We start from the raw sequence: 21,485 nt of genomic DNA on the forward strand, positions 1-21,485 counted from the left end.
GTCGTGATGGTCGAATATCATGGTTTAGCGGTATGAGGATTAAGACTGGCTATTATAAAGGTTTTTTGACTGTCTTTTAGCACAATCTACATTAAAATCCTTTATTAATAACCACTTAACATATTTCTATGAATAATAATTTCTACGAATAGTAATGCTCTGCAGTCCTCCAAACAAGAAAACTGCAGAGCATTGGGTATTACAGATGTACAGTATTAGCTATCGCGTAGCTGTGCTAAATGCTTATCTGCTAATGCTTGTACTACTTTATCCGTCGCAATTTTTACAGCATCATCAGACAGCGTTTGTGCTTTGTCTTGCCAAATAAGTGCAAATGCCAATGAACGCTGACCGGTAGGTACTTTGTCGCCTTGATAGACATCGAACAGCCATAAGTCAGTGAGTAGCTGACCAGCGGCGGCTCGTATCGTTGACTCTAATGTTTGAGCACTGATATCACTGTCTACCAAGATAGCAATATCACGGCGTACTTGCGGAAACTTACTTGGCGTAGTGATGGCGTGCTGCTCACGAGCAACATCTAATAATGGTGCAAGTGACAGCTGCGCCACCCATGTCGTTGGCAAATCTAATTGTTTTGCCGTCTTTGGATGCAGCTGACCGAGCCAACCCACATACACCTCATCAATGTATAGTTTAGCGCTTTGTCCTGGATGCAAAAAACTCAAGGCACTACGTTCATAGCGAATACGGGTGCTCTCGATCTGTGCTGGTAACAGCTGCTCGATGTCGTGTTTTAGATCGTAAAAATCTAAAGCACGATTTTGATAAGCTTGCTCATCCCATACGTCACCAACAGCAACCAAAGCAATGCTTGGAGTCTGTACTAATTCGCTGATACTCTGGCCAACGAAGCTAAGACCTGTTTCAAAGAAACGCACACGTGGCTGCTGACGATTGAGATTGTATTGCACACATGGCAATAAGCTCGATAGCAAAGTGCGGCGCATCACTGCCAAATCGCTAGAGATAGGATTGGCCAGTGCCAAGACCTCACCCAGTGCTTCATCATCAAGCAATGCTTCTAGTTTTGCATCACTAAAGCTAAAGCTAATCGCTTCCATATAGCCGTTATCGACTAATGCTAGCTTCATCTCATGAGTCAAATCTGCGGTGTCATCATAATCCATGCTGACTTGCAAGTGCGGCAACACGCTTGGAATATTGTCATAGCCATAGATGCGAGCAATCTCTTCGATAAGATCCTCTTTGATACTCATATCAAAGCGATAAGAGGGCGGCTTGCAAACTAATGCACCGCTCTGCTGCTCTACGTCAAAACCCAACTGGGTTAAGATACGCACCATGACTGCTGGCTCAATTTCAATACCAATGACATCACGTACTTTAGCGATTGGCAAGGTAATTGGCGTACGTGCTGGCAGATGCTCAACACTCTCAGCCGACACTATCGGTCCGGCTTGGCCACCAGTGATACTGGTGATCAAATCACAAGCACGTGCCAATGCGATTTCTGGTAACTCAAAATCTACTCCACGCTCAAAACGTTGCGATGCATCAGTATGTAAACCAAAGCGGCGTGCACGAGCGGCGATAGCAAGTTGACCAAAGAAAGCACTTTCTACAACGATATTGGTCGTACTATCAGTCACACTACTACGCTGACCGCCCATGATACCAGCCAGTGCCAGTGCGCCTTTGTCATCAGCAATCACGAGCTCATCACCCGTTAGAGTAATGGTTTGCTCATTGAGTAAAGTAATAGTCTCAGCAGGCTCTGCCAAACGTACAACGATATTGCCCTCAATCTTATCAGCATCAAACGCATGTAGCGGCTGACCCAGCTCCATCAATACATAGTTGGTCACATCAACCAAGAAGTTATGTGAGCGTAATCCTGATTGAACAAGCGCATCTTGCATCCACTTTGGTGTCTCAATACCACGATCAATATTGCTAATCGATTGTAATAAGTAGCGTGGACAGGCTTCAACGGCACTTACCGTGACGGCTGGCGTTGCACCATTTTCAGTAATGGTGATGTTTTCAGCGATGGTTGGCATTTGCATTGGCAAGTCATTGATGACTGATATTTCACGTGCAATACCACGTACACTAAAGCAATCACCACGGTTTGGCGTGATAGAGATATCTAGTATCTGATTGTCTAAGCCTAGATATTCACGGATATTTGCACCGATCGGTGCATCTTCAGGTAATTCAAGCAAACCATCGATGTCGTCAACTAAGTCAATCTCAGAAGCACCGCAAAGCATACCGTTAGAGGCCACGCCGCGTAGGTTACCGTTTTTAATTTTAAAGCCTTTCTTGTCATCGCTTGGCAGCACTGCCCCAACGGTGGCGACAGGTACTCTCATACCAACGGTGACATTAGGTGCGCCGCATACGATTTGTAGCAGCTCAGCTTCACCGATGTTTACCTGTGTGACTCGCAGTTTATCCGCGTCTGGATGTTGCTCAACGCTGACGACTTCACCGATGACCACACCACTAAAAGCACGAGCAACCGCATAGCGATCATCAATCTCTAGTCCTGCCATGGTCAACTGTTCGGCCAACTGTTCGCTGGTATTCGTGGGGTTCACCCATTGACGTAGCCACTGTTCGCTAATTTTCATAAATATCTCGGATCAGAATTTTATAATAAAGTGTTGGAGTAACGCTTGGCGAATTCACTTGCTATAGTCAATCCTATATAAACTAGATACAGCATCAGGCTCGCTCAGTCTACAATTTGTAGCACTTTCACTCACCTTCCTTGTATCTAAATTATTTTGAACTGACTATATAAGCATAAGGAAAACTCTAGCCAAATTGCTTTAAGAAGCGTACGTCATTTTGGAAAAATAGACGTAAATCGTTAATACCGTAATACAGCATCGCAAAGCGCTCGATACCCATGCCAAATGCAAAGCCAGTGTATTTGTCGCTATCAATGCCGCAGTTGGTTAGTACTTGTGGATGTACCATACCGCAGCCCATGACCTCAAGCCATTTGCCATTGTCATCTAAGATATCTACTTCTGCAGAAGGCTCAGTAAACGGGAAAAATGATGGGCGGAAACGAACGGTCAGTTCTTTGGCAAAGAATGCTTCTAAAAACTCACTAATCAAGCCCTTTAGCTCAGCAAAAGTGCTCGACTCAGTAACCATAAGCCCCTCTAACTGATGAAACATCGGCGAGTGGGTTTGATCTGAATCATTGCGATAGACGCGACCTGGGCAAATAATGCGGATCGGTGGTTCATTCTTTTCCATCGTGCGAATCTGCACGGGACTGGTATGCGTACGCAGTAAGTAATGCGCATCAAAATAGAATGTATCATGCATTGCACGTGCTGGATGGTGCGACGGAATATTGAGTGCTTCAAAATTATAGTAATCGCTCTCGACTTCAGGGCCGGTTGCGACATTGAAGCCTGCTTGAATAAAATACTGCTGCATGCGCTGAGTAATCATCGTTACTGGATGCAAATGACCTTTTTGACCACCACGAGCAGGCAGCGTAATATCGATACTTTCTGCTTCAAGCTTGGCATTTAATGCGGCCACTTCCAATTGTTGTTGCTGATCAGTCAATGCTTGCTGAATACGGCTACGGACTTGATGTAACCAGCCACCGTAGGTCTTTTTGTCATCAGCACTGAGTTTACCCATTTGCTTTGACCAGCCAGTTAATGGGCTCTTTTTACCTGTCAATTGCACACGCAAATCTTGCAATTCACGCGCATCAGTAATCTGTAAAACCAATGCTTCAGCAGCACTCGCAAACTCAGTCAGTTGAGCTTCATTCAGCTCACTGAGCTCTGAGGATAAGGTCGGTAGCGCCGACAAATCGTTGATAGCAGCAGGGGTAGTCATAAGACGCATTATTCCTGATTTAAACGGACTATTAATAATAGTGATTGGTAATTGTAGGGGTTTGACCAAATATTGCAAACCATTTACCCTTTGATTTTAAAATAAAGGCTAATAATATGAATGGCTTGAATATTTAGACAATGAGAAAGTTACCTTTACAGCAAACAAGATTTTTCTGAATTCAGATAGTGCGGATAGATCAGATAAAGTCAGTTCTAAAATAATTTAATATAAAAAAAGCCACCGACCAGCGGTAGCTTTTATTAATATCGTACTATTAATCAATATTAGTTCTATTCATGTAGATAGGCTAATATTTATGCTAATGCCGCTTTTGCTTTTTCAACCAACGCTGTGAAAGTCGCTGCATCATGCATAGCGATGTCAGCAAGTACGCGACGATCGACAGTGATGTTAGCCAATTTCATGCCATTGATAAAACGGCTGTAGCTCAAACCGTTTAAGCGTGCACCAGCATTGATACGTGCAATCCAAAGACGACGGAAAGTACGTTTTTTGTTGCGACGGTCACGATAAGCATATTGACCAGCTTTGGTCACTGCTTGTACCGCTACACGGTAAACACGTGAACGGGCACCGTAGTAGCCTTTTGCGCGTTTTAGGATTTTTTTGTGACGACGATTCGCCTGTACACCACGTTTTACACGGGCCATAAATTACTCCAAGATATTTTTAATCATTATTAAACGAATCACGATGTCATCGAATAGTAGACATCGTTATCAGATTGCAAAGTCAAATACTTTTAACTCAGTAACTATTCATTAAATAGCGCTTGATTAAATGCATATGACGACAGGCTACTAGATGTATGGGCACATACGACGAACTGCTGCTTCGTCAGACTTGTCCACCATCTTAAGACCGCGCAACTGGCGAATACGCTTAGCTGATTTCTTGGTCAAGATATGGCTTTTGTTTGCTTGCTTACGCTTGAAGCCGTTTGCTGTTTTTTTGAAGCGTTTAGCTGCACCGCTTCTGGTTTTCATCTTAACTTTCATGATGATTTGCCTCTTTGTCTTTGATAGAACCTGGTCGTCAAATAGTACATAACGAATAGTGGCTGTAAAAACAAGCACTAAACCTCTATTTGCCTCGAGGTGGGAGGCCGTATTTTAGCAGATAGTACGCTGTTTTGCCAAGGAAAGTTTCGGTGCAACGCCATTAGGTAACAAAGGCAAATAAGCACGCGCAATACCGCCCTATCCTATCTGATCAGATTTTGCATAAATGAAGACATTTTTGCCAAAAATCCACCAAATAGATTGAATGTATGCTTAAGCTGTGATTAAGTAGATACTAAGCGATAAGACGGTTTGGGTGCCGATAAAACCAAGCGCTTAATTACCGTGATTGGGCTTAGCTTTTATTAAGTTTGATGACTATTAAGTTTGGCAACAACCTCGTAATCAGTTTAATACGACCAGCACACATTATGTGAAGCAGAGTATGTCTTCCGACCATTAACCTAGGAGGCAATGTGTCAAAACAGGCGCTGGTGTTTAATGATGATCTATTTGTTTTCGAAGCAGTAATGCGTGTGCGTCATACCGAAACGGACATGAATCAATATGTCACTATCGAATCACTCACCGCTTTGCTGTCTGAGGCGCGGCTGCGATTCTTATATGCCAAAGGTATTAAAGAAGTCAATGCAGATCACCAAGGCCTGATCGTTGATACATTACAGTTAGAAATTACTGCACGCATACGAGTGCGTGAAGCGCTTTTGTTTGAGGTCGGCGTTGAGCCGTTGTATGATAATGGCGGCAATATAGTGATGAAAGTCACTCGCATGCACACGGGCGAGACGGTCGCAAAAGCCAAACAACACTTCGTCAATTATGATTTTCATCTCAACAAAGTGACTATCATTGATAATGCGACCAAAGAAGCACTGTATCCGCATTTATTTAGGATTTAAAATACTTGCTGATATGTTTGAAGGTTTGCTCTACTAATCATTCAGCTCTAGTAGCACTATGGATTTTATCATTGTCTTATCCACACAACCGTCTCGCTCATACCCTATATTTATCAAAATCATATATCCATTTGCTGCACCACTCATTACCCTTTTCTACTTCCTACTTATAAGATGATTGATACATTATGACTTTACCTGCTTGGCTGACTGCCGTAAATTTCAACACTGATGGTTTGATTCCTGCAATTGCACAAGATTACCAATCAGGTCGCATTTTGATGATGGCGTGGATGAATGCAGAAGCGCTAGCGCTCACCGCACAAACCCAAACCGCGGTTTATTTTTCGCGCTCGCGTGCCAAACTATGGCACAAAGGCGAGTCATCAGGTCATACGCAGACGGTACATGATATTCGCTTAGACTGTGATGCCGATGTGATCGTACTGAGTGTGACCCAAGCAGGTGGCATTGCCTGCCATACTGGCCGTGAATCCTGTTTTTATCAGAGTTTGGATCTTTCTGGCGAGACACCTGAGTGGCACACAGTGGATAAGGTACTAAAAGACCCTGCTGATATTTATGACACCCCTAAACCTGCCAGCACCCAGTCTGATATCGAACATACTGTGACGAACTCTGGTGCTGATGACCGTCAAGCACACGCGCATAAAGGTTCTGTGCTTCAGCAACTCGATAACGTATTGGCAGAACGGAAACACGCTGACGCTGACAGCTCTTATGTGGCCAGCCTATATGCGAAGGGCTTGAATAAAATACTCGAGAAAGTGGGTGAAGAAAGCACAGAGAGTATCATCGCTGCCAAAGATTTGGCCAATTGTGATGAGGCGCAAAACAAAGCGCATTATGATGCTGCCCGTCATGAGCTGATCTATGAAGTGGCTGATGTCTGGTTCCATACCTTGGTTGGATTGGCATGGTTTGATATCGAATCAGATGCTGTCCTAAATGAGCTAGGAAGACGGTTTGGGTTATCAGGCATCGATGAAAAAGCATCCAGATAGCATTTGAGAGATAAAATAACTGCCTATCGTATTTGATTGTTGTTGGTTTCACCAATTTGTAATAAGTGCAGGTTATAATATAGCTCTGATTTATCTCGCATTATATGCTGATGCTGTTTGTTTCATTCATAATCCTTATATGGAACCAACGTCACTCGTATAAAGACTGAAAACCAAGTCACAAGGATACCATTATGGGTAGTTTTTCTATTACACATTGGCTGATACTATTGGTCGTTGTGGTTGTCGTATTTGGCACCTCAAAACTCAGAAATGCTGGCAAAGATTTGGGCGGTGCTGTCAAAGGCTTTAAAGAAGCGGTCAAAGACGAAAATACTGAGCATGCCAAAAAACAGGTGGTTCTCGACCATGATGGCACGGCACATACCGAAGAGCGCCCAGCAACCACTAAGGTTGATGATAAGCACAATGTATAGCATCTAGACAGTGATACCGGAACATTATGTTTGATATTGGGTTTTCTGAACTACTCCTTTTTGGGGTGATTGCCTTGATTGTATTAGGCCCCGAAAAGCTACCGCAAGCCGCGCGTACTGCTGGGCAGTGGTATGCCAAAATTAGACGTACGGTGTCTACTTTGCAGTCTGAAATAGAGGCTGAGCTCGACTTGGCAGAGACACGCCAACAGATGCAAAAAGAGCTTGCCAAAATTCGCCAAACTGAGGCCGACATGAAGCGTGAGATGGCTGAAATGCGTGGCAATATGAAAGCCTTTGAAAACTCACAAAGCCATTCTCTAAAGACATCACATGACTCGCAGTCTCATGACAGTGATGGTACCCGGCATCCACATCAAGCAGCCAAACCAAAAGCATTTGACTACGCCTACGCGACTGATGAGCAAAATAGTCAGATGTCAGACAGTCATCAAACCCTAGAGGCTGATACGGTAGCATCCGATATCAACGATGATGCAAACATGATCGATGAGCATAGTAAAGTATCGGGCGCTCCAGTCACTGACATTCCAAAGACTGCCACTCTAACGATTGTCACACGTCCTTGGGAAAACATGTGGTTTAGACTCGGTGCTTATGACAAAGCACGCAGGCTACCTATGCCACCTTATCTGCCGAATTATAAAGCCGATACCTTATTAAACAGTCCAGTAAGCACACCGTCTTCTGTCAATGATCAGGAGACTAACTGATGGGATTATTCAAACGCACAAAAAGCCGCCAAGAAAAACTGACTAGTACGGATACGGTCGAAAATGGGCAGACTTTGGGAAACGGTGAGCCTATCAACGATACCGAAACTACTGAAAAGACAGCCTCTACTGATGTCTTAAGCTCACTGGGTGACATGCCTATCACTGAGCATTTGATTGAGTTACGTCGGCATTTGATCAAAATATGTGTGGCGATATTGGTGATATTTTTAGCTTTAGTCGGTTATTCGCGCGAGCTTTATAATCTACTATCAGATCCTTTAGTCGCACAGCTGCCTGCCAACTCGACGATGATTGCCACTGATATTACCTCTAACTTTATGGCGCCGATACGCCTGACGGTCTTTGTCGCTGCATTCTTTGCTATGCCTTATATTTTGTATCAAATCTGGTCGTTTGTAGCGCCTGGTCTATATAAAAAAGAAAAGAAAATCGCGATTCCAGTACTACTATCCTCTATCTTTCTGTTTTATGCAGGGGTGGCTTTTTCGTATTTTGTTGTGCTCAAAGGTGTTCTGAAATTCTTTATTATGTTCGCCCCGCAAAACGTCCTACCGATGACAGATATCGACAGCTATCTAAGCTTTGCGCTAAAACTGTTTATGGTATTTGGCTTAACTTTTGAGATTCCGGTCGTCACTTTGCTATTGATATTGACTGGCATTGTCTCCATTCAGAGTCTAGAAGACAAACGCCGCTATATCATTGTGGGCTGTTTTGCCGTGGCAGCAGTCGTCACACCGCCCGATGGCGTGTCGATGCTGATGCTAGCCATTCCGATGTGGTTATTGTTTGAGCTTGGTTTGTTTTTATCGAAGATTCTGATCAAAGAAGCACCTAGCCCTGCTCTAGCATCCGTATTGAGCGATAAAAAATAAAGCCCTTAACACGATGATTTGTATTAAAATAGCACCACTGACTGGTGCGTATCTTACTAAGATTAGGCCTGCATAAGTCCATGGTTTAATCTGGTTCTTGTATTGTTTGACTCTTATCCCACAAATAAGCCACATGCTTATTATCATATTTTAGTTAGTACGTTTTAGTACCATCCTTTATAAGCTATTATTTAAAAGCCATTGTTTATCCAGTGGCTTTTTTTGCCCCCTTTGTTTTTAATCATTTTTTGTATTAGGTAGTTTTATTATGTCCGCATCGATGCCAGCTTATATGAGCGATCCCACTGATGAGCAATTGAATGCGCTCAATATGGCGATGGATCACAAGTCATTCAAAGTGGTGGCTTATGCGGGTGCTGGTAAAACCACGACATTAAAGCTAATCGGTGAGCGCCTGCGTGGACGCGGCTTATATTTAGCTTTTAACAAAACGATTGCCAATGATGCTCGCTCAAAGTTTCCACCACATGTAGAGTGTCGCACCTTTCATTCGCTTGCCTATCGTCATGTCGCGCGTGACATTACCGCAAAACTCTCCTTACCGCGCTTTTCACCTAAGCGTCTGGGTGACGATTTGGGCTTGCAACCTGTCCAAGTACGTCGGCAAATGGATGGGGTTAATAAATACATCACACTTACGCCAGCGCGATTGTCGCGGTTTGTCAGTGATGCAGTGAGCAATTTTTGTAGTACGCATGCCAGCTACCCTGCACCTAGGCATATATTGTTTCCAAGTTGGCTCGATGAGTCAGATGCAGAGCAATTGCGTGAGATGCTCTACCCTGCCGTAGAGCATCGTTGGTTACAGTCGATTGATGCGCGTCATCCTGCTGGCATCGGGCATGATATCTATCTGAAGCTTTGGGCATTGTCTAAGCCAAGCATTCCAGCGGATTTTATTTTGTTTGATGAAGCGCAAGATGCAGATCCATTGATGATGGGGATTTTGACTCAACAACCGAGACAGGTCATCTATGTAGGCGATGCGCATCAGCAGATTTACGAGTGGCGCGGTGCGGTCAATGCCATGAAAAAACTGCCACTGCCGCAAACCTTATTGACGCAGTCTTTTCGCTTTGGTGAGCCAATTGCAGAAGTTGCCAATACACTGCTCAAGGCATTGCAAGAAGATGTGCCGCTTAAGGGTAATCCTAATAAACAGTCCTCTACTGACAAAGGCATGGTGCACAGTAAAAAAGACGCTATTCTATGTCGCACCAATGCCGCTGCGATGTCGCAATTATTGACTGGACTCAAACTCGGTCATAGAGTGGCGCTGCAAGCCGATACCGATCGCATGCTAAAATTCTGTCAAGCAGCTGAAAATTTAAAAAATGGCAAGTCTGCTTATGGTGTACCTGAGCTGGCATACTTTTATAATTGGGGCGATGTGCAAGAATACGCCGAAACCAATGAAGGCAGCGATCTCAAAACTCTGGTCAAACTAGTCGATGACCACGGTACCAATGTCTTGAGTCAAGCGGTCAATAGTCTGACCAGCATTGAAAACGCTGACTATGTCATCTCAACTGCTCACAAAGCCAAAGGGCTTGAATGGGGAAAGGTGCAGTTGGACGATGACTTTTATTATGATGTCACCACCAATGCGGTCAAGATAAGTCCAGAAGAGTTGCGCTTACTATATGTCGCTTGCACTCGTGCCCAGAGCAATTTGGACATTCATAATATTAAAGACTTGATATCAGGATTGCAGACAGGCAAGAAAGTTATTTTTGGTAAGACTTAATTATCCTCCATCTCTGCCAATCTCAAGTTTCATTCTATCTTTCGTTATAGTAACCTTTTAGCAGTGAACAACAAGCATGAATAATAATCAGCAACTTCAAGCACGTCAAAACACCATCAGCCAGCTATTTGCCAACCCCGTCCGTTTACTTGCGCCAATGGAAGGATTGACCGATCCATTGATGCGACAAATTCTAACGCAGATTGCGGCAGACTTAGGCCGTCCCTATGATTGGTCGGTGAGCGAGTTTATTCGCGTGACCCAGCATGTTTTGCCCGCGCATGTATTTTATAAATACGTACCAGAATTGCGTCATGATGCCAAGACTGCCTGTGGCACACCGATTCATTTGCAACTTTTAGGCAGCGAAGCGCAACTCATGGCAGACAATGCTGCTTATGCTGCTGAGCTTGGTGCACCTGCCATTGATATCAATTTTGGTTGCCCTGCTAAAACGGTAAACAGCCATCGTGGTGGTTCAGTATTACTGGATGAACCCGAAACCATGTATCAGATTATCAGCGCGGTGCGTCAAGCAGTACCTGCCGACATTCCAGTCTCGGCCAAGATACGTTTAGGCTATACCGACACCAGTAGAATGGATGATATTCGTGGCGCGATTAATGACAGTGGTACTGATTGGCTGACCATTCATGCACGAACCAAAACCCAAGGCTATAAGCCACCCGCCTACTGGGACAAAGTTCAAAGTTTCAATGCGCTCGATATTCCAGTCATCGCCAATGGTGAAATATGGAACGCAGAACATGCACAGAACTGTATGGCGCAAGCAGGTACAGAACATTTAATGTTAGGTCGCGGTGCGGTTACCCGTCCAGATTTGGTTGCTCGTGTGGATTGCGGTTCAGATGATGCCATGCTGAATGCGGCAACGTTATCGTGGGAAGCAATGGTCAGCCATCAGATAAAATTTTTGGAAGGTCGGGCTAAAACTGAGGTGATATTGGTGGGTCGTTACAAGCAATGGCTCGCGATGCTCATCAAAGGCTATAGCGAAGCAAAAGTTTTATGGGACAGTATCAAACGAGAAAAAAATAAAGCGGTGATTATCAGTGCGCTACAATCTAGCATACAACAATAATCACCTGCTTATAGTTGATTGATCTAGGGCGTATAAAGTTAACGCTCAAGCGTTATACACTCACTCGAATCGCTAAATAGAACAGCATCAAACAGCAAGCCATCGATAACGCCCAAAGGATAGAGCGAAACATCGATAAGTTGGTGATATAAGCCACGCAAAAACCAATCCGAATCAGCACGTACAGCCATGCCAATATATTGATGATTGACTGCGGTACGAAGAACAGCATAGCTGTTAATACGGCGGCCAAAAATATCGGTAAGGTTTCATAGCTGTTTTGCTGTGCGGCATTAGCGCGTGCCGCCACGCCTGTCGCATTTTGAAAAAAATCGCGAGGATGTGCATTATTTCTGACTTTAAAACCGCCAGATGCTTTTGCCACGATGGATACTAGCCATGGTAGTAAGCTTGCTGCCACCATCGCCCAGATAGCGGACGCTGACGTATTAGACACCAACTCAAAAAATGCATTCATTATTATATGAGCCCTTAGCCTGCTATGATTTCAAAATCATGAGTAATGTTAACGCCACCTGCTACTAACATACGACTGGCTGAGCAGTATTTTTCTGCTGATAAATGGATGGCTTTTTCAACCTGCTTGTCTTTGATATCCTGACCTGTCACGACAAAATGCATATGAATATCGGTATAGACCGCTGGGATTGTCTCAGCACGCTGGGCTGTCAATTCACAACGTACATCGGTCACTTCTTGACGAGACTTCTCTAAAATCGAGATCACATCATAGCTGGCACAGCCGCCAAGCCCTAATAGAATAAGCTCCATCGGACTGGCGCCTTTTTCTTTGTCTGCATCGATCTGAACATTATGTCCTGATGGTGACACGCCCATAAAGGCTTTGTTTTCTTGCCATACGACACTTGCTTTTGATTCTGACATGGTTGTTTTGTCCTTATTCTGATAGGTATATTATGTGTTTATTATATCGTTGATTCAATGTGTGAGAGACACTCAAGCCTATAAACTGACATTTTAAGTGCGATTATACTACTGTTATTTTTAGAGTGATCATCGTTTAAATCTATATAGATAGGCTAGTGTAGCACAGGCCAAAGCAAGATTTTATGGCGCTAATGTTTTGTAGTCGGCCCACTTTGGAATCAACTACCGTGCGATTACTATCATTTGTACTGTCTTTATCATTCTTACGGGTAGTACATAAGCCGTATTCATAGCGACATTCAGATATGTGGGTGTCGATTTTAAGTAGAATCCGTTATAGAGCATTTCTCTACTATTTAATCTACGGCTATACCTTATCCATATAACTCGTTTAAAACCCACAAAAGTCTATTTATAAATACTTGATTTTAAAAGGTAAAACTTACGAAACATTTTATAGCAAAATACTGTTACACATTTTGCTTGTTTCTTGGTTTAATGACGGTAATGAGTCTCGTTTTGAGCTTATATTGATAACAATCACCTTATAATAACTACGATTACTGTCAAAACATAAGTACAAGACAAGCTATTTTTAAACACATTAAAAGGGTTTAGTCATGATAGATGCAGACGGCTTTCGCGCCAACGTCGGCATCATCTTGGCAAATACACAAGGGCAGGTTCTGTGGGCAAAACGTATTGGTCACAACGCTTGGCAGTTTCCGCAGGGTGGTATCGATCGCGGAGAGACGCCGATGGATGCAATGTATCGCGAGCTCTGGGAAGAGGTCGGCTTACATCCGCGTCATGTGGAATTATTGGCAGTGACGCAAGATTGGTTGCGTTATCGACTGCCTAAACGCTACGTGCGACACGGTCAGCAACCCTTATGTATTGGGCAAAAACAAAAATGGTTTTTGCTGCGCTTAGATGAGCCAAACACACAACATATCCGCTTCGATGAAGGGAAGCCAGAATTTGACCATTGGCAATGGGTCAGCTACTGGTATCCACTTGGACAAGTGATTCATTTTAAACGAGGCGTTTATCGCCGTGCCTTGCAAGAACTGGTACGCGAGCTTCCCTTAAAGCAAGAACTGATTATCCCTGAACAGGACAATCATTTGTTGATGTAAACCACCTACCATCATTAATACAGATACCCACGATAATCGCTAGCAGAATTAGTGATTACCCTGGGTATTTTTTTGGCTGTAGTTTAACAACATCTATTTTCTTTCATAGTGATACCTTTACTTTGACCCAGAGTTGCATTCACGACTGACTATTTGGGCCACCAGTGTTGAAGGCATATCTCTGTCTTTATTCTCGGCTTTGCGCAACGTCAGAATGCTTTGCGTCCGTGTTCCATAAGTGGGCTGGTTGGCTTGCCTATCCGCAAACGCAACAGGAGCAATATAAATAGAAGACAGCATTTGCTCGATATCAATTGCTACGCCAGTATTTGGCAAATCCTCTGCTGGTGCGGGTGTACTATCAGATAATACGTCAAAGGCGGCCTCTTGCCAGTAATCGTCGCTGCTGTCCTCGGCAATGAGCGGTAACACCTCTTGGCGCAGTCTTCCTCGCAGTTTTTCCGTCTTAAACCAACTGTCCTCTGGCTGACCATTAGAGAGCACATGCAAACCTGCATACAATGGCGTTGGCGCATGACCGCGATTATTGACAATGACGGCTTGTGACGTATCGCCAACAATCAGATTAAAGCCTGCATACGCTTGTAAATTAAGTTGACGAGCAAAATCCATTGGGCTAAGCGTACTTGTCAAAAAATCAGTCACTAACGCCCCGCGCGAACGCTCATCTGTCCCTGCCTGCACACCATCACGAAAATTTAAAACTGCTGCCCAGCGTCCGTTTTGCTCGTGATGCTCCATATTTTCTATTGCTACTGGCTGCCGATGAATCCCTAGCCAAGTGCCGCCGCTTTGCTGATCACGTCCGGCATAAATAGGCTGGTCAGACCACTGGTGCAGCCGATCCGTTGGACGCTCAAAAAACTCATCACGATTGGACAATAATACCAATGGCAACTCATCAAATAACTGCCAAGCAATGGCGACAATACACATAGCATTCCTTTTATAATAATCTTCTGTTATACCAATACTTTTAGCAAATCAGGTTACGGTCGTGACCTTATTTGCCAAGACGTGTGCTCATTTTTATCATCGTTTTTAAAACGAGAACACACTCTCATTAGGCATTGCTTATCAGTTGCCACTCAATAGTTTATTGGCAGGATAGCTGATTTGAGACGTCGAGCGTATCACTTGTGACTGCTTACTTGGTAAGTCAAACTCCCATGCCACTATGCCTTGATTGTTATTCCAATCTCGCTCGGTCACAAGCGGCGTATGAGTGACTGCAACTTTTAAGCTGTCATCACGGCTGATAGGCTCACTGCCCAATACTTGTAAGCGCACACCGCGATTATGCTGATTGGTAAACTGGTAGGACTTAGTAGTCGTCAGTGTTTGCATGCGGTTTAGCACACCTTTTTCACCTTGCTTGTCTTCATTGGTCAGCTCTTTGACCATCATATTTGAATCGCTACCAAAACCTATCCCTTGCTCTTTTAGCATCTGATAATTGTAACGTGACTGACCCACATAATTGTCATCACGGTACAGCTGTAGCGAACCATCGACCCATTCTGGGGTTAGGAATGGTGCTGATGCATACCAGTAGGCGGCTGTCTCGACGCTTGGTGTGCTGCGAATCCATAGCTTACTGCTACCAGATTGCTCTCCAATCACTGTACGTACCCGTCTGCCATCACTTGGAATACTGACCAGCTGCGGTAAGCGATACTCAATGATGCCATTTTTATTTTGACTACTAACGCTGAAATTCGGTAGCGGTGCCATAGGCGCTGCTACTCCTTTGGTATAAGCCGCTTCTGCCATCATAACAGGAGCAGCATCCATCATAGGTGACTCACGTCTAACCTGAGCATCTTGATTCTCTTCATATAATGACAGACGCTGCACATACGGCAGTTGCCCTGTCGTACTCTGGTTGGGGTTCACGGTACTGAGGGTCAAAGGTACATTGGTCCAATTCTCGCCCGTTTGCTGCGCGATAATCGCAGAGGCCGTGATACTTAACTGCTCGCTATTCGTATTTAGACGCGCTTGATACGCAGGCTCCCAACCTGCACCGCGCACTTGGTAGTGCAATTTAAGGGTACTTGGCGTGCGACTGGCCGTGCGCACACTCACCTGTGTCACATTATTAAAGGTTGATGTCGCACTACCTGCCATCAGCTGATTCAGTGCGTCTTGCGCACGCGCTTGCCGCTGTTGAATCTCTAAAATTCTTTGGTTAATACTGGTCGCTTGAGACTCTATATCACGCGCGTTATTAGCAATCGTACTGTCCGTATTGACTTGCGTGGCTTTGGTCAAATTCTGCAAGTAGGCTTTCGCTAAGCGGGCCGCTTCTAATTCAGCATTGATATTGGCTAAGGTGTTTTGCTGCGTTTGTACCTTGGCATCCCCTTGATATTGGCACTGGGCTGCTTGCTCTCCTGTTAGCTCCTCAATACTGATTTCACCGACGTTGACGTTACCCACCGCCTGTACGCTCAGACTCTCTTTGTCCATTTGCGGTGACAAGCACGAAAATACAACGGTTTGCTCACCGCTACCTGTAATCGGCAGCGCCCGTGTCACGCTGGCAAGCCCTTGATAAATAGTCACGTTCTCCACAATGCTCACCGCAGCTTGGGCGCTAGACAATCCAAAGGCAGCAGTGCTCAAAAAAATAAGTGGCATTGCCGCAGTTTTAGTCATCTGTTTGCTCAGCTTTCGTAAGCTGGCATTATCCATAGAGATAGAACACTGTGCTAATCGTGCGTTCATACATCATTCCTTAGAAATAAAAATCCATCATGGCATCAGCGCAAGAATCTGCTGGTGAATAAAAAAGCGGCAATATATAGCATCAGGCCAATATTGCTTAAAAACATTATTTAGGGGCTAATAGTACTTCTCTTCCCAACAATACCGTAGCCGTTTTATAGCATTTTAGCAATAACGGACTGCCTATCAATCATTCATCTATTTTACACTGCACCAAACTTTTATCCATTTCCCTGTTATGGTGCAATTTATTAGTAATCGTGCACTAAATTAATGAATATCTTAAACAATACTTAATTATTGCTCAATTATTACACGATTATTGGCTTTTTTTACTTGGCACGGAACTTGAACTCTTAATAAGTGTTCAGGAGCCATATTTTATCTTTTGTGTTTATTTAGGAGATGTCCATGTTTTCGTTACCAACTTTAGCCAATCCTCAATTTGTTGAGACTCATCTGCACGGCAAAATCAAATCACGCTTCTCATTATTAGCGATTGCTGTCGTTGGTAGCTTGAGTCTCGCTGGCTGTCAAAAGCCTGCCGAAACCGCGACAGCCACAGAGACAACAGCCGAAACAAATACAGAGACAACGACTACCCCTGCCGCTGATGGCGACACGATCAAAGTGGGCATCTTACATTCGCTATCTGGCACCATGGCCATCTCTGAAACTTCTCTAAAAGACACGGCACTCATGACCATTGATGAGATCAATGCCAATGGCGGTGTACTCGGTAAGCAACTAGAACCAGTAGTCGTCGACCCTGCTTCTGATTGGCCGTTGTTTGCCGAAAAAGCCCGTCAGCTGCTCACTCAAGACAAAGTAGATGTCATCTTTGGTGGTTGGACATCGGTATCACGCAAATCAGTACTGCCAGTGGTTGAAGAGTTAAATGGACTGATGTTCTATCCAGTGCAGTACGAAGGACAAGAGCAATCAGAAAATATTTTTTACACGGGTGCTGCACCAAACCAGCAAGCCATTCCGGCGGTAGAGTACTTAATGAGTGAAGAAGGCGGCGGTGCAGAGCGCTTCGTATTGCTAGGTACTGATTATGTCTATCCACGCACCACCAACCAGATTTTAAAGGCTTTTTTAAAATCGAAAGGCGTGGCTGATGCAGACATCATGGAAGAGTACACCCCATTTGGTTTCAGCAATTATCAAACCATCGTATCTAACGTCAAAAAATTCTCAACGGGCAAAAAGACCGCCGTAATTTCTACCATCAATGGTGATTCAAACGTTCCGTTCTATCGTGAGCTTGCCAACCAAGGCATCAAAGCATCAGACATTCCAGTCATGGCATTCTCAGTCGGCGAAGAAGAGCTACGCGGTATCGATACCAGCCTGCTACAAGGTCATTTGGCGGCATGGAACTACTTTATGTCGATCAAAAACCCAACCAACAGCGCATTTACCAAACGCTATAAGCAATATGCATTAGACCAAAAATTACCGAATGCTGAAAAAGTCGTGACCAATGATCCAATGGAAGCTACCTATGTGGGTATCAACATGTGGAAACAAGCCGTTGAAAAAGCGGGTACTACCGATGTCGATAAGGTACGTATCAGCATGGCTGGTCAGACGTTTGATGCACCTTCTGGCTACACATTGAAAATGGATGATAAAAATCATCATCTATGGAAGCCTGTGATGATTGGTCAAATCCGTGCCGATGGTCAGTTTGATACGATTTTTAAAACGCCAGAAGTCATTCAAGCGCAGCCTTGGAGCGAATACATTCCTAAATAGAACATCTCCTAAGTAAAGTGGTACTGAAAAGCGCATGGAGAGTAGCCAGCTGGATAAACGATATAAATAAACGACCCATCGCCTACTCTCCACATTTATTTTTAACACTTATTCTCAACTTTTAAATACCTCCAAACCTTATCAACACTTCTACTGCTTAGTCCGCTAGGTAGTAGAAGCTAAGGGTTTGTTGTCTGTAAAAACAGGGAGCCGCACATGCAGCGCCATACTTTACGCCCATTTGCAGGGCGAACATCATCCGAACCTGGTAATAGTCCAAAAACATCAGTCAGTGAAGTCATGCAGCAGGCGGCTCATTTTTCAATTTATGTGCCTCTGCGGTTACTTGCATTGATGGCATTATGCATAACAACTTTCACCACCACAGCGTATGCGGATCATGATGGTCAGGTACATGACCACGATACGAATACCGTTCATAGTGAGCAATCTTTGGTCACACCTGTCAACGTAGCCACTTCTCCTCAAGCCAGCACCTCAGATATCTCAGATACTTCAACAACAATTACAAGTTCAGACGATGCCATTCAACAATTTGTGGCGGGTGATTTTAGCCAGCGTCAAACCATGTTAAGTGATTGGCCAGGATCGGTTGAAAGTTTAGATAGCTTGGTTGAATTCATTGCCAATGATGAGCTATATCAAGGCAACGGTGGTCAAACGTATTTACTGAATAAAGATGATCAGCTATTTACTTATCCTGATAAAAAAGAGACAGCAAATTGGCCTAGTGACTTATCACAAATCACCTTGACCAATGCGCTACGCTCAGCACTCATCTTTGGACAAGCTAAGGTCAAGCTAGCTTCTGACAAACCTGCACAGCGACTACAAGCCGTCGATATTTTGGCCAACAATATTGACCAAGTAGATCCAGCCATTATTACAACAGCAGCGGAAAATGAAGACAGCGCTAAAGTTAAAAAAGCACTAACCGCATTACAGGCTCGTATAGATTTCAAAAACGGCGACCTACCCACTCAGATTGCAGCTGTACACCTACTCGCTGATAGTGATAATCCGCAAGTATTGGTCGATATTGAATCTGCTCTCGCGGCTGATGGCTTAGATGCCTCGCTCAAAGCTGCACTTATCGATGCTGAATCTAGCGTGTCACGCCGCATCGAAATCAGCACATGGACGGGTCATATTTTCACAGGTATGAGTACGGCCAGTATTTTACTGCTGGCCGCTCTTGGTCTTGCCATTACCTTTGGTCTGCTTGGCGTAATTAATATGGCGCACGGCGAGCTAATTATGATTGGCGCGTATACCACTTATATGGTGCAAAACTTCTTTCAAGCTTATATGCCAGATATGGCAGGTTGGTATTTGCTTGCCGCTATTCCAGCCGCTTTTTTAGTCAGCGCTGTCATCGGTATGATTATTGAACGCATTGTGATTCGCCCACTATATGGTCGTGAGCTAGAGACTTTACTAGCGACCTTTGGCGTGAGCTTAATATTGATGCAACTGGTGCGGATGATTTTTGGTGCGCAAAACGTTGAAGTCAGTAACGTGGCATGGCTCAGCGGCGCGTATCAAGTGTCATCAAGCCTTGTACTACCTTATAACCGTATTGCCATTATCGTATTCACGGTCATCGTCGTAGCGCTACTGGTGTACTTACTCAATAAGACCCGCTTTGGACTGTTTATACGAGCTGTCACTCAAAATCGCCAAATGGCACGTGCTGTCGGCATCCCTTCTGCACGTATCGATATGATGGCGTTTGGTTTGGGCTCTGGGCTGGCTGGTATGGCAGGCTGTGCCCTTGCCCAAGTCGGCAACGTAGGTCCTGATCTGGGTCAAACCTATATCATTGATACGTTTTTGGTCGTCGTCGTTGGCGGCGTCGGACAAGTCTGGGGCGCAGTATTGGCCGCCTTAGGACTTGGTGTGAGTGGTACGGTACTTGAGATTGGTATCGGTGCGGTACTGGCTAAGATTGTATTATTGGTTCTTGTGATTCTGTTTATTCAGAAACGGCCACAAGGTTTATTTGCACTCAAAGGCCGCTTTGTCGAATAAGGAGAATCCTATGATACTGACCAAATTACTTTCTGATACCCCGCGTAGTGCTGTTTTAATTGGCTTATGTTTTGCCGTACTACTGATACTGCCTTGGCTACATCTTATGCCGGAGACTTCAGCTTTTCACCTTTCAGCCTACTGGATTACCCTGATTGGCAAGATCATGGCACTAGCGATGGTCGCTCTGGCGCTAGATCTCGTCTGGGGCTATGCCGGTATTTTGAGCTTAGGACATGGCCTGTACTTTGCCTTGGGTGGTTATGCATTTGGCATGTACCTAACACGCGAGACAGCAGGCGACGCGCTTCCTGATTTTATGCGATTTTTGAGCTGGACCGAGATGCCATGGTACTGGGCTGGCACGCAGCACTTTTGGTGGGCAGTCGCACTGGTTGTATTAGTGCCTGGCTTAGTTGCTTTTATCTTTGGTTTCTTTGCCTTTCGCTCAAAAATCAAAGGGGTGTACTTTTCTATCATCACTCAAGCCATGGTCTATGCAGCAGCCTTGCTATTTTTCCGTAATGAGACAGGCTTTGGCGGTAACAACGGTTTTACTGGTTTTACTACCCTTTTAGGCTATGACATTACCGCTGCCTCTACCCGCTCTATGTTGTGCTTTGTCACTGCCGTAGCATTGTTAGTCTCTTATATGGGTTTGCGTCATTTAATGAATCAGCCTTATGGTCGAGTACTCGGTGCGATTCGTGACAGCGAAAACCGCTTGCAGTATTTAGGCTACCGTACGTTATGGTACAAGCTATCCGCTTGGGTGTTGTCAGCTGTCATTGCTGGTATCGCAGGTGCGCTATATGTGCCGCAGGTAGGTATTATCAATCCGAGTGAAATGAACCCAGTGAACTCAATTGAGATAGCCGTCTGGGTAGCAACTGGTGGTAGAGGAAGCTTAATTGGCGCGATCTTAGGTACTGGTGTGGTCAATGCTGTAAAAACCTACTTTACCGTCGCCTACCCTGAATTTTGGCTATTGATATTAGGTGGACTGTTCGTCGTCGTGACGTTGTTTTTACCCAATGGCATTATGGGCTTGTTCGATCGCTTCAAAAAGGAGAAACAGTAATGCTAAATGATAAAC

Annotated in this window: 19 protein-coding genes; 11 read left to right on the forward strand and 8 right to left on the reverse strand. The window is 44.4% G+C overall.

Features of this window, described 5'->3' with window-relative positions:
* Nucleotides 1-215: 215 nt before the first annotated feature.
* The 4 genes from pheT to rpmI form a co-directional block, all read right to left on the reverse strand.
* On the reverse strand, nt 216-2,621 hold the full coding sequence (gene pheT, locus IP510_RS11430; RefSeq protein ID WP_194364983.1) for a phenylalanine--tRNA ligase subunit beta: 2,406 nt from the start codon (nt 2,619-2,621) through the stop codon (nt 216-218).
* A gap of 187 nt (nt 2,622-2,808) precedes the next feature.
* Complete coding sequence (gene pheS, locus IP510_RS11435; RefSeq protein WP_194364984.1) at nt 2,809-3,864, reverse strand: phenylalanine--tRNA ligase subunit alpha; 1,056 nt, start codon at nt 3,862-3,864, stop codon at nt 2,809-2,811.
* Nucleotides 3,865-4,181: 317 nt separating this feature from the next.
* Nucleotides 4,182-4,538 carry a 50S ribosomal protein L20 gene (gene rplT, locus IP510_RS11440; protein ID WP_025651520.1) on the reverse strand — a complete coding sequence of 119 codons (357 nt, stop codon included), beginning with the start codon at nt 4,536-4,538 and terminating at the stop codon, nt 4,182-4,184.
* A gap of 150 nt (nt 4,539-4,688) precedes the next feature.
* Nucleotides 4,689-4,886: a 50S ribosomal protein L35 gene (gene rpmI / locus IP510_RS11445; RefSeq protein WP_010197866.1), complete on the reverse strand. Its 198-nt coding sequence runs from the start codon at nt 4,884-4,886 to the stop codon at nt 4,689-4,691.
* 479 nt (nt 4,887-5,365) lie between these two features.
* Here rpmI and IP510_RS11450 point away from each other — a divergent pair, with 479 nt between their 5' ends.
* The 7 genes from IP510_RS11450 (at nt 5,366) to IP510_RS11480 (ending at nt 11,774) form a co-directional block, all read left to right on the forward strand.
* Nucleotides 5,366-5,809, forward strand: coding sequence for a thioesterase family protein (locus tag IP510_RS11450; RefSeq protein ID WP_194364985.1), 444 nt, complete (start codon nt 5,366-5,368; stop codon nt 5,807-5,809).
* 188 nt (nt 5,810-5,997) lie between these two features.
* The gene (hisIE, locus tag IP510_RS11455) at nt 5,998-6,834 is read left to right on the forward strand and encodes a bifunctional phosphoribosyl-AMP cyclohydrolase/phosphoribosyl-ATP diphosphatase HisIE (protein ID WP_194364986.1); all 837 of its coding nucleotides are present in this window, start codon (nt 5,998-6,000) and stop codon (nt 6,832-6,834) included.
* A 194-nt stretch (nt 6,835-7,028) separates the two neighbouring features.
* Nucleotides 7,029-7,271: a Sec-independent protein translocase subunit TatA gene (gene tatA / locus IP510_RS11460; protein WP_194364987.1), complete on the forward strand. Its 243-nt coding sequence runs from the start codon at nt 7,029-7,031 to the stop codon at nt 7,269-7,271.
* Nucleotides 7,272-7,297: 26 nt separating this feature from the next.
* Nucleotides 7,298-8,005: a Sec-independent protein translocase protein TatB gene (tatB, locus tag IP510_RS11465; RefSeq protein ID WP_194364988.1), complete on the forward strand. Its 708-nt coding sequence runs from the start codon at nt 7,298-7,300 to the stop codon at nt 8,003-8,005.
* Nucleotides 8,006-8,160: 155 nt separating this feature from the next.
* On the forward strand, nt 8,161-8,904 hold the full coding sequence (gene tatC / locus IP510_RS11470; protein WP_413786489.1) for a twin-arginine translocase subunit TatC: 744 nt from the start codon (nt 8,161-8,163) through the stop codon (nt 8,902-8,904).
* A gap of 268 nt (nt 8,905-9,172) precedes the next feature.
* On the forward strand, nt 9,173-10,672 hold the full coding sequence (locus tag IP510_RS11475) for a UvrD-helicase domain-containing protein (protein WP_194364990.1): 1,500 nt from the start codon (nt 9,173-9,175) through the stop codon (nt 10,670-10,672).
* A gap of 76 nt (nt 10,673-10,748) precedes the next feature.
* Nucleotides 10,749-11,774, forward strand: coding sequence for a tRNA dihydrouridine synthase (locus IP510_RS11480; protein ID WP_194364991.1), 1,026 nt, complete (start codon nt 10,749-10,751; stop codon nt 11,772-11,774).
* 52 nt (nt 11,775-11,826) lie between these two features.
* On the opposite strand, the gene IP510_RS11485 is transcribed toward IP510_RS11480, so the two are convergent.
* Entirely contained in the window at nt 11,827-12,252 is a 426-nt protein-coding gene (locus IP510_RS11485) for an MAPEG family protein (RefSeq protein ID WP_194364992.1), read from the reverse strand.
* A 14-nt stretch (nt 12,253-12,266) separates the two neighbouring features.
* Nucleotides 12,267-12,680: an OsmC family protein gene (locus IP510_RS11490; protein ID WP_194364993.1), complete on the reverse strand. Its 414-nt coding sequence runs from the start codon at nt 12,678-12,680 to the stop codon at nt 12,267-12,269.
* A 623-nt stretch (nt 12,681-13,303) separates the two neighbouring features.
* On the opposite strand from IP510_RS11490, the gene IP510_RS11495 reads away from it, so the two are divergent.
* Entirely contained in the window at nt 13,304-13,822 is a 519-nt protein-coding gene (locus IP510_RS11495; protein WP_194364994.1) for an RNA pyrophosphohydrolase, read from the forward strand.
* A 117-nt stretch (nt 13,823-13,939) separates the two neighbouring features.
* On the opposite strand, the gene IP510_RS11500 is transcribed toward IP510_RS11495, so the two are convergent.
* Entirely contained in the window at nt 13,940-14,779 is an 840-nt protein-coding gene (locus IP510_RS11500) for an NRDE family protein (protein WP_194364995.1), read from the reverse strand.
* Nucleotides 14,780-14,920: 141 nt separating this feature from the next.
* Nucleotides 14,921-16,573, reverse strand: coding sequence for a DUF4139 domain-containing protein (locus tag IP510_RS11505; protein WP_194364996.1), 1,653 nt, complete (start codon nt 16,571-16,573; stop codon nt 14,921-14,923).
* Between the two features lie 411 nt (nt 16,574-16,984).
* Here IP510_RS11505 and urtA point away from each other — a divergent pair, with 411 nt between their 5' ends.
* The 3 genes from urtA (at nt 16,985) to urtC (ending at nt 21,470) form a co-directional block, all read left to right on the forward strand.
* Nucleotides 16,985-18,337, forward strand: a complete 1,353-nt coding sequence (gene urtA, locus IP510_RS11510; protein WP_413786485.1) for an urea ABC transporter substrate-binding protein — start codon at nt 16,985-16,987, stop codon at nt 18,335-18,337.
* Between the two features lie 216 nt (nt 18,338-18,553).
* Entirely contained in the window at nt 18,554-20,389 is a 1,836-nt protein-coding gene (urtB, locus tag IP510_RS11515) for an urea ABC transporter permease subunit UrtB (RefSeq protein ID WP_413786486.1), read from the forward strand.
* A 10-nt stretch (nt 20,390-20,399) separates the two neighbouring features.
* Nucleotides 20,400-21,470 (forward strand): urea ABC transporter permease subunit UrtC, encoded by a 1,071-nt coding sequence (gene urtC / locus IP510_RS11520; RefSeq protein ID WP_194364997.1) that lies wholly within the window; start codon nt 20,400-20,402, stop codon nt 21,468-21,470.
* Nucleotides 21,471-21,485 lie beyond the last annotated feature (15 nt).

This window comes from Psychrobacter sp. NG254 (genome assembly GCF_015277735.1).
GTDB lineage: Bacteria > Pseudomonadota > Gammaproteobacteria > Pseudomonadales > Moraxellaceae > Psychrobacter.

Coding starts and splice junctions, on each gene's coding strand:
- urtC (WP_194364997.1), top strand. CDS start 20,400: ATGATACTGACCAAATTACTTTCTGATACCCCGCGTAGTGCTGTTTTA.
- hisIE (WP_194364986.1), top strand. CDS start 5,998: ATGACTTTACCTGCTTGGCTGACTGCCGTAAATTTCAACACTGATGGT.
- tatA (WP_194364987.1), top strand. CDS start 7,029: ATGGGTAGTTTTTCTATTACACATTGGCTGATACTATTGGTCGTTGTG.
- IP510_RS11480 (WP_194364991.1), top strand. CDS start 10,749: ATGAATAATAATCAGCAACTTCAAGCACGTCAAAACACCATCAGCCAG.
- IP510_RS11505 (WP_194364996.1), bottom strand. CDS start 16,573: ATGAACGCACGATTAGCACAGTGTTCTATCTCTATGGATAATGCCAGC.
- rplT (WP_025651520.1), bottom strand. CDS start 4,538: ATGGCCCGTGTAAAACGTGGTGTACAGGCGAATCGTCGTCACAAAAAA.
- IP510_RS11490 (WP_194364993.1), bottom strand. CDS start 12,680: ATGTCAGAATCAAAAGCAAGTGTCGTATGGCAAGAAAACAAAGCCTTT.
- tatC (WP_413786489.1), top strand. CDS start 8,161: ATGCCTATCACTGAGCATTTGATTGAGTTACGTCGGCATTTGATCAAA.
- IP510_RS11475 (WP_194364990.1), top strand. CDS start 9,173: ATGTCCGCATCGATGCCAGCTTATATGAGCGATCCCACTGATGAGCAA.
- urtA (WP_413786485.1), top strand. CDS start 16,985: ATGTTTTCGTTACCAACTTTAGCCAATCCTCAATTTGTTGAGACTCAT.
- IP510_RS11500 (WP_194364995.1), bottom strand. CDS start 14,779: ATGTGTATTGTCGCCATTGCTTGGCAGTTATTTGATGAGTTGCCATTG.
- pheS (WP_194364984.1), bottom strand. CDS start 3,864: ATGACTACCCCTGCTGCTATCAACGATTTGTCGGCGCTACCGACCTTA.
- urtB (WP_413786486.1), top strand. CDS start 18,554: ATGCAGCGCCATACTTTACGCCCATTTGCAGGGCGAACATCATCCGAA.
- rpmI (WP_010197866.1), bottom strand. CDS start 4,886: ATGAAAGTTAAGATGAAAACCAGAAGCGGTGCAGCTAAACGCTTCAAA.
- pheT (WP_194364983.1), bottom strand. CDS start 2,621: ATGAAAATTAGCGAACAGTGGCTACGTCAATGGGTGAACCCCACGAAT.
- IP510_RS11485 (WP_194364992.1), bottom strand. CDS start 12,252: ATGAATGCATTTTTTGAGTTGGTGTCTAATACGTCAGCGTCCGCTATC.
- IP510_RS11495 (WP_194364994.1), top strand. CDS start 13,304: ATGATAGATGCAGACGGCTTTCGCGCCAACGTCGGCATCATCTTGGCA.
- tatB (WP_194364988.1), top strand. CDS start 7,298: ATGTTTGATATTGGGTTTTCTGAACTACTCCTTTTTGGGGTGATTGCC.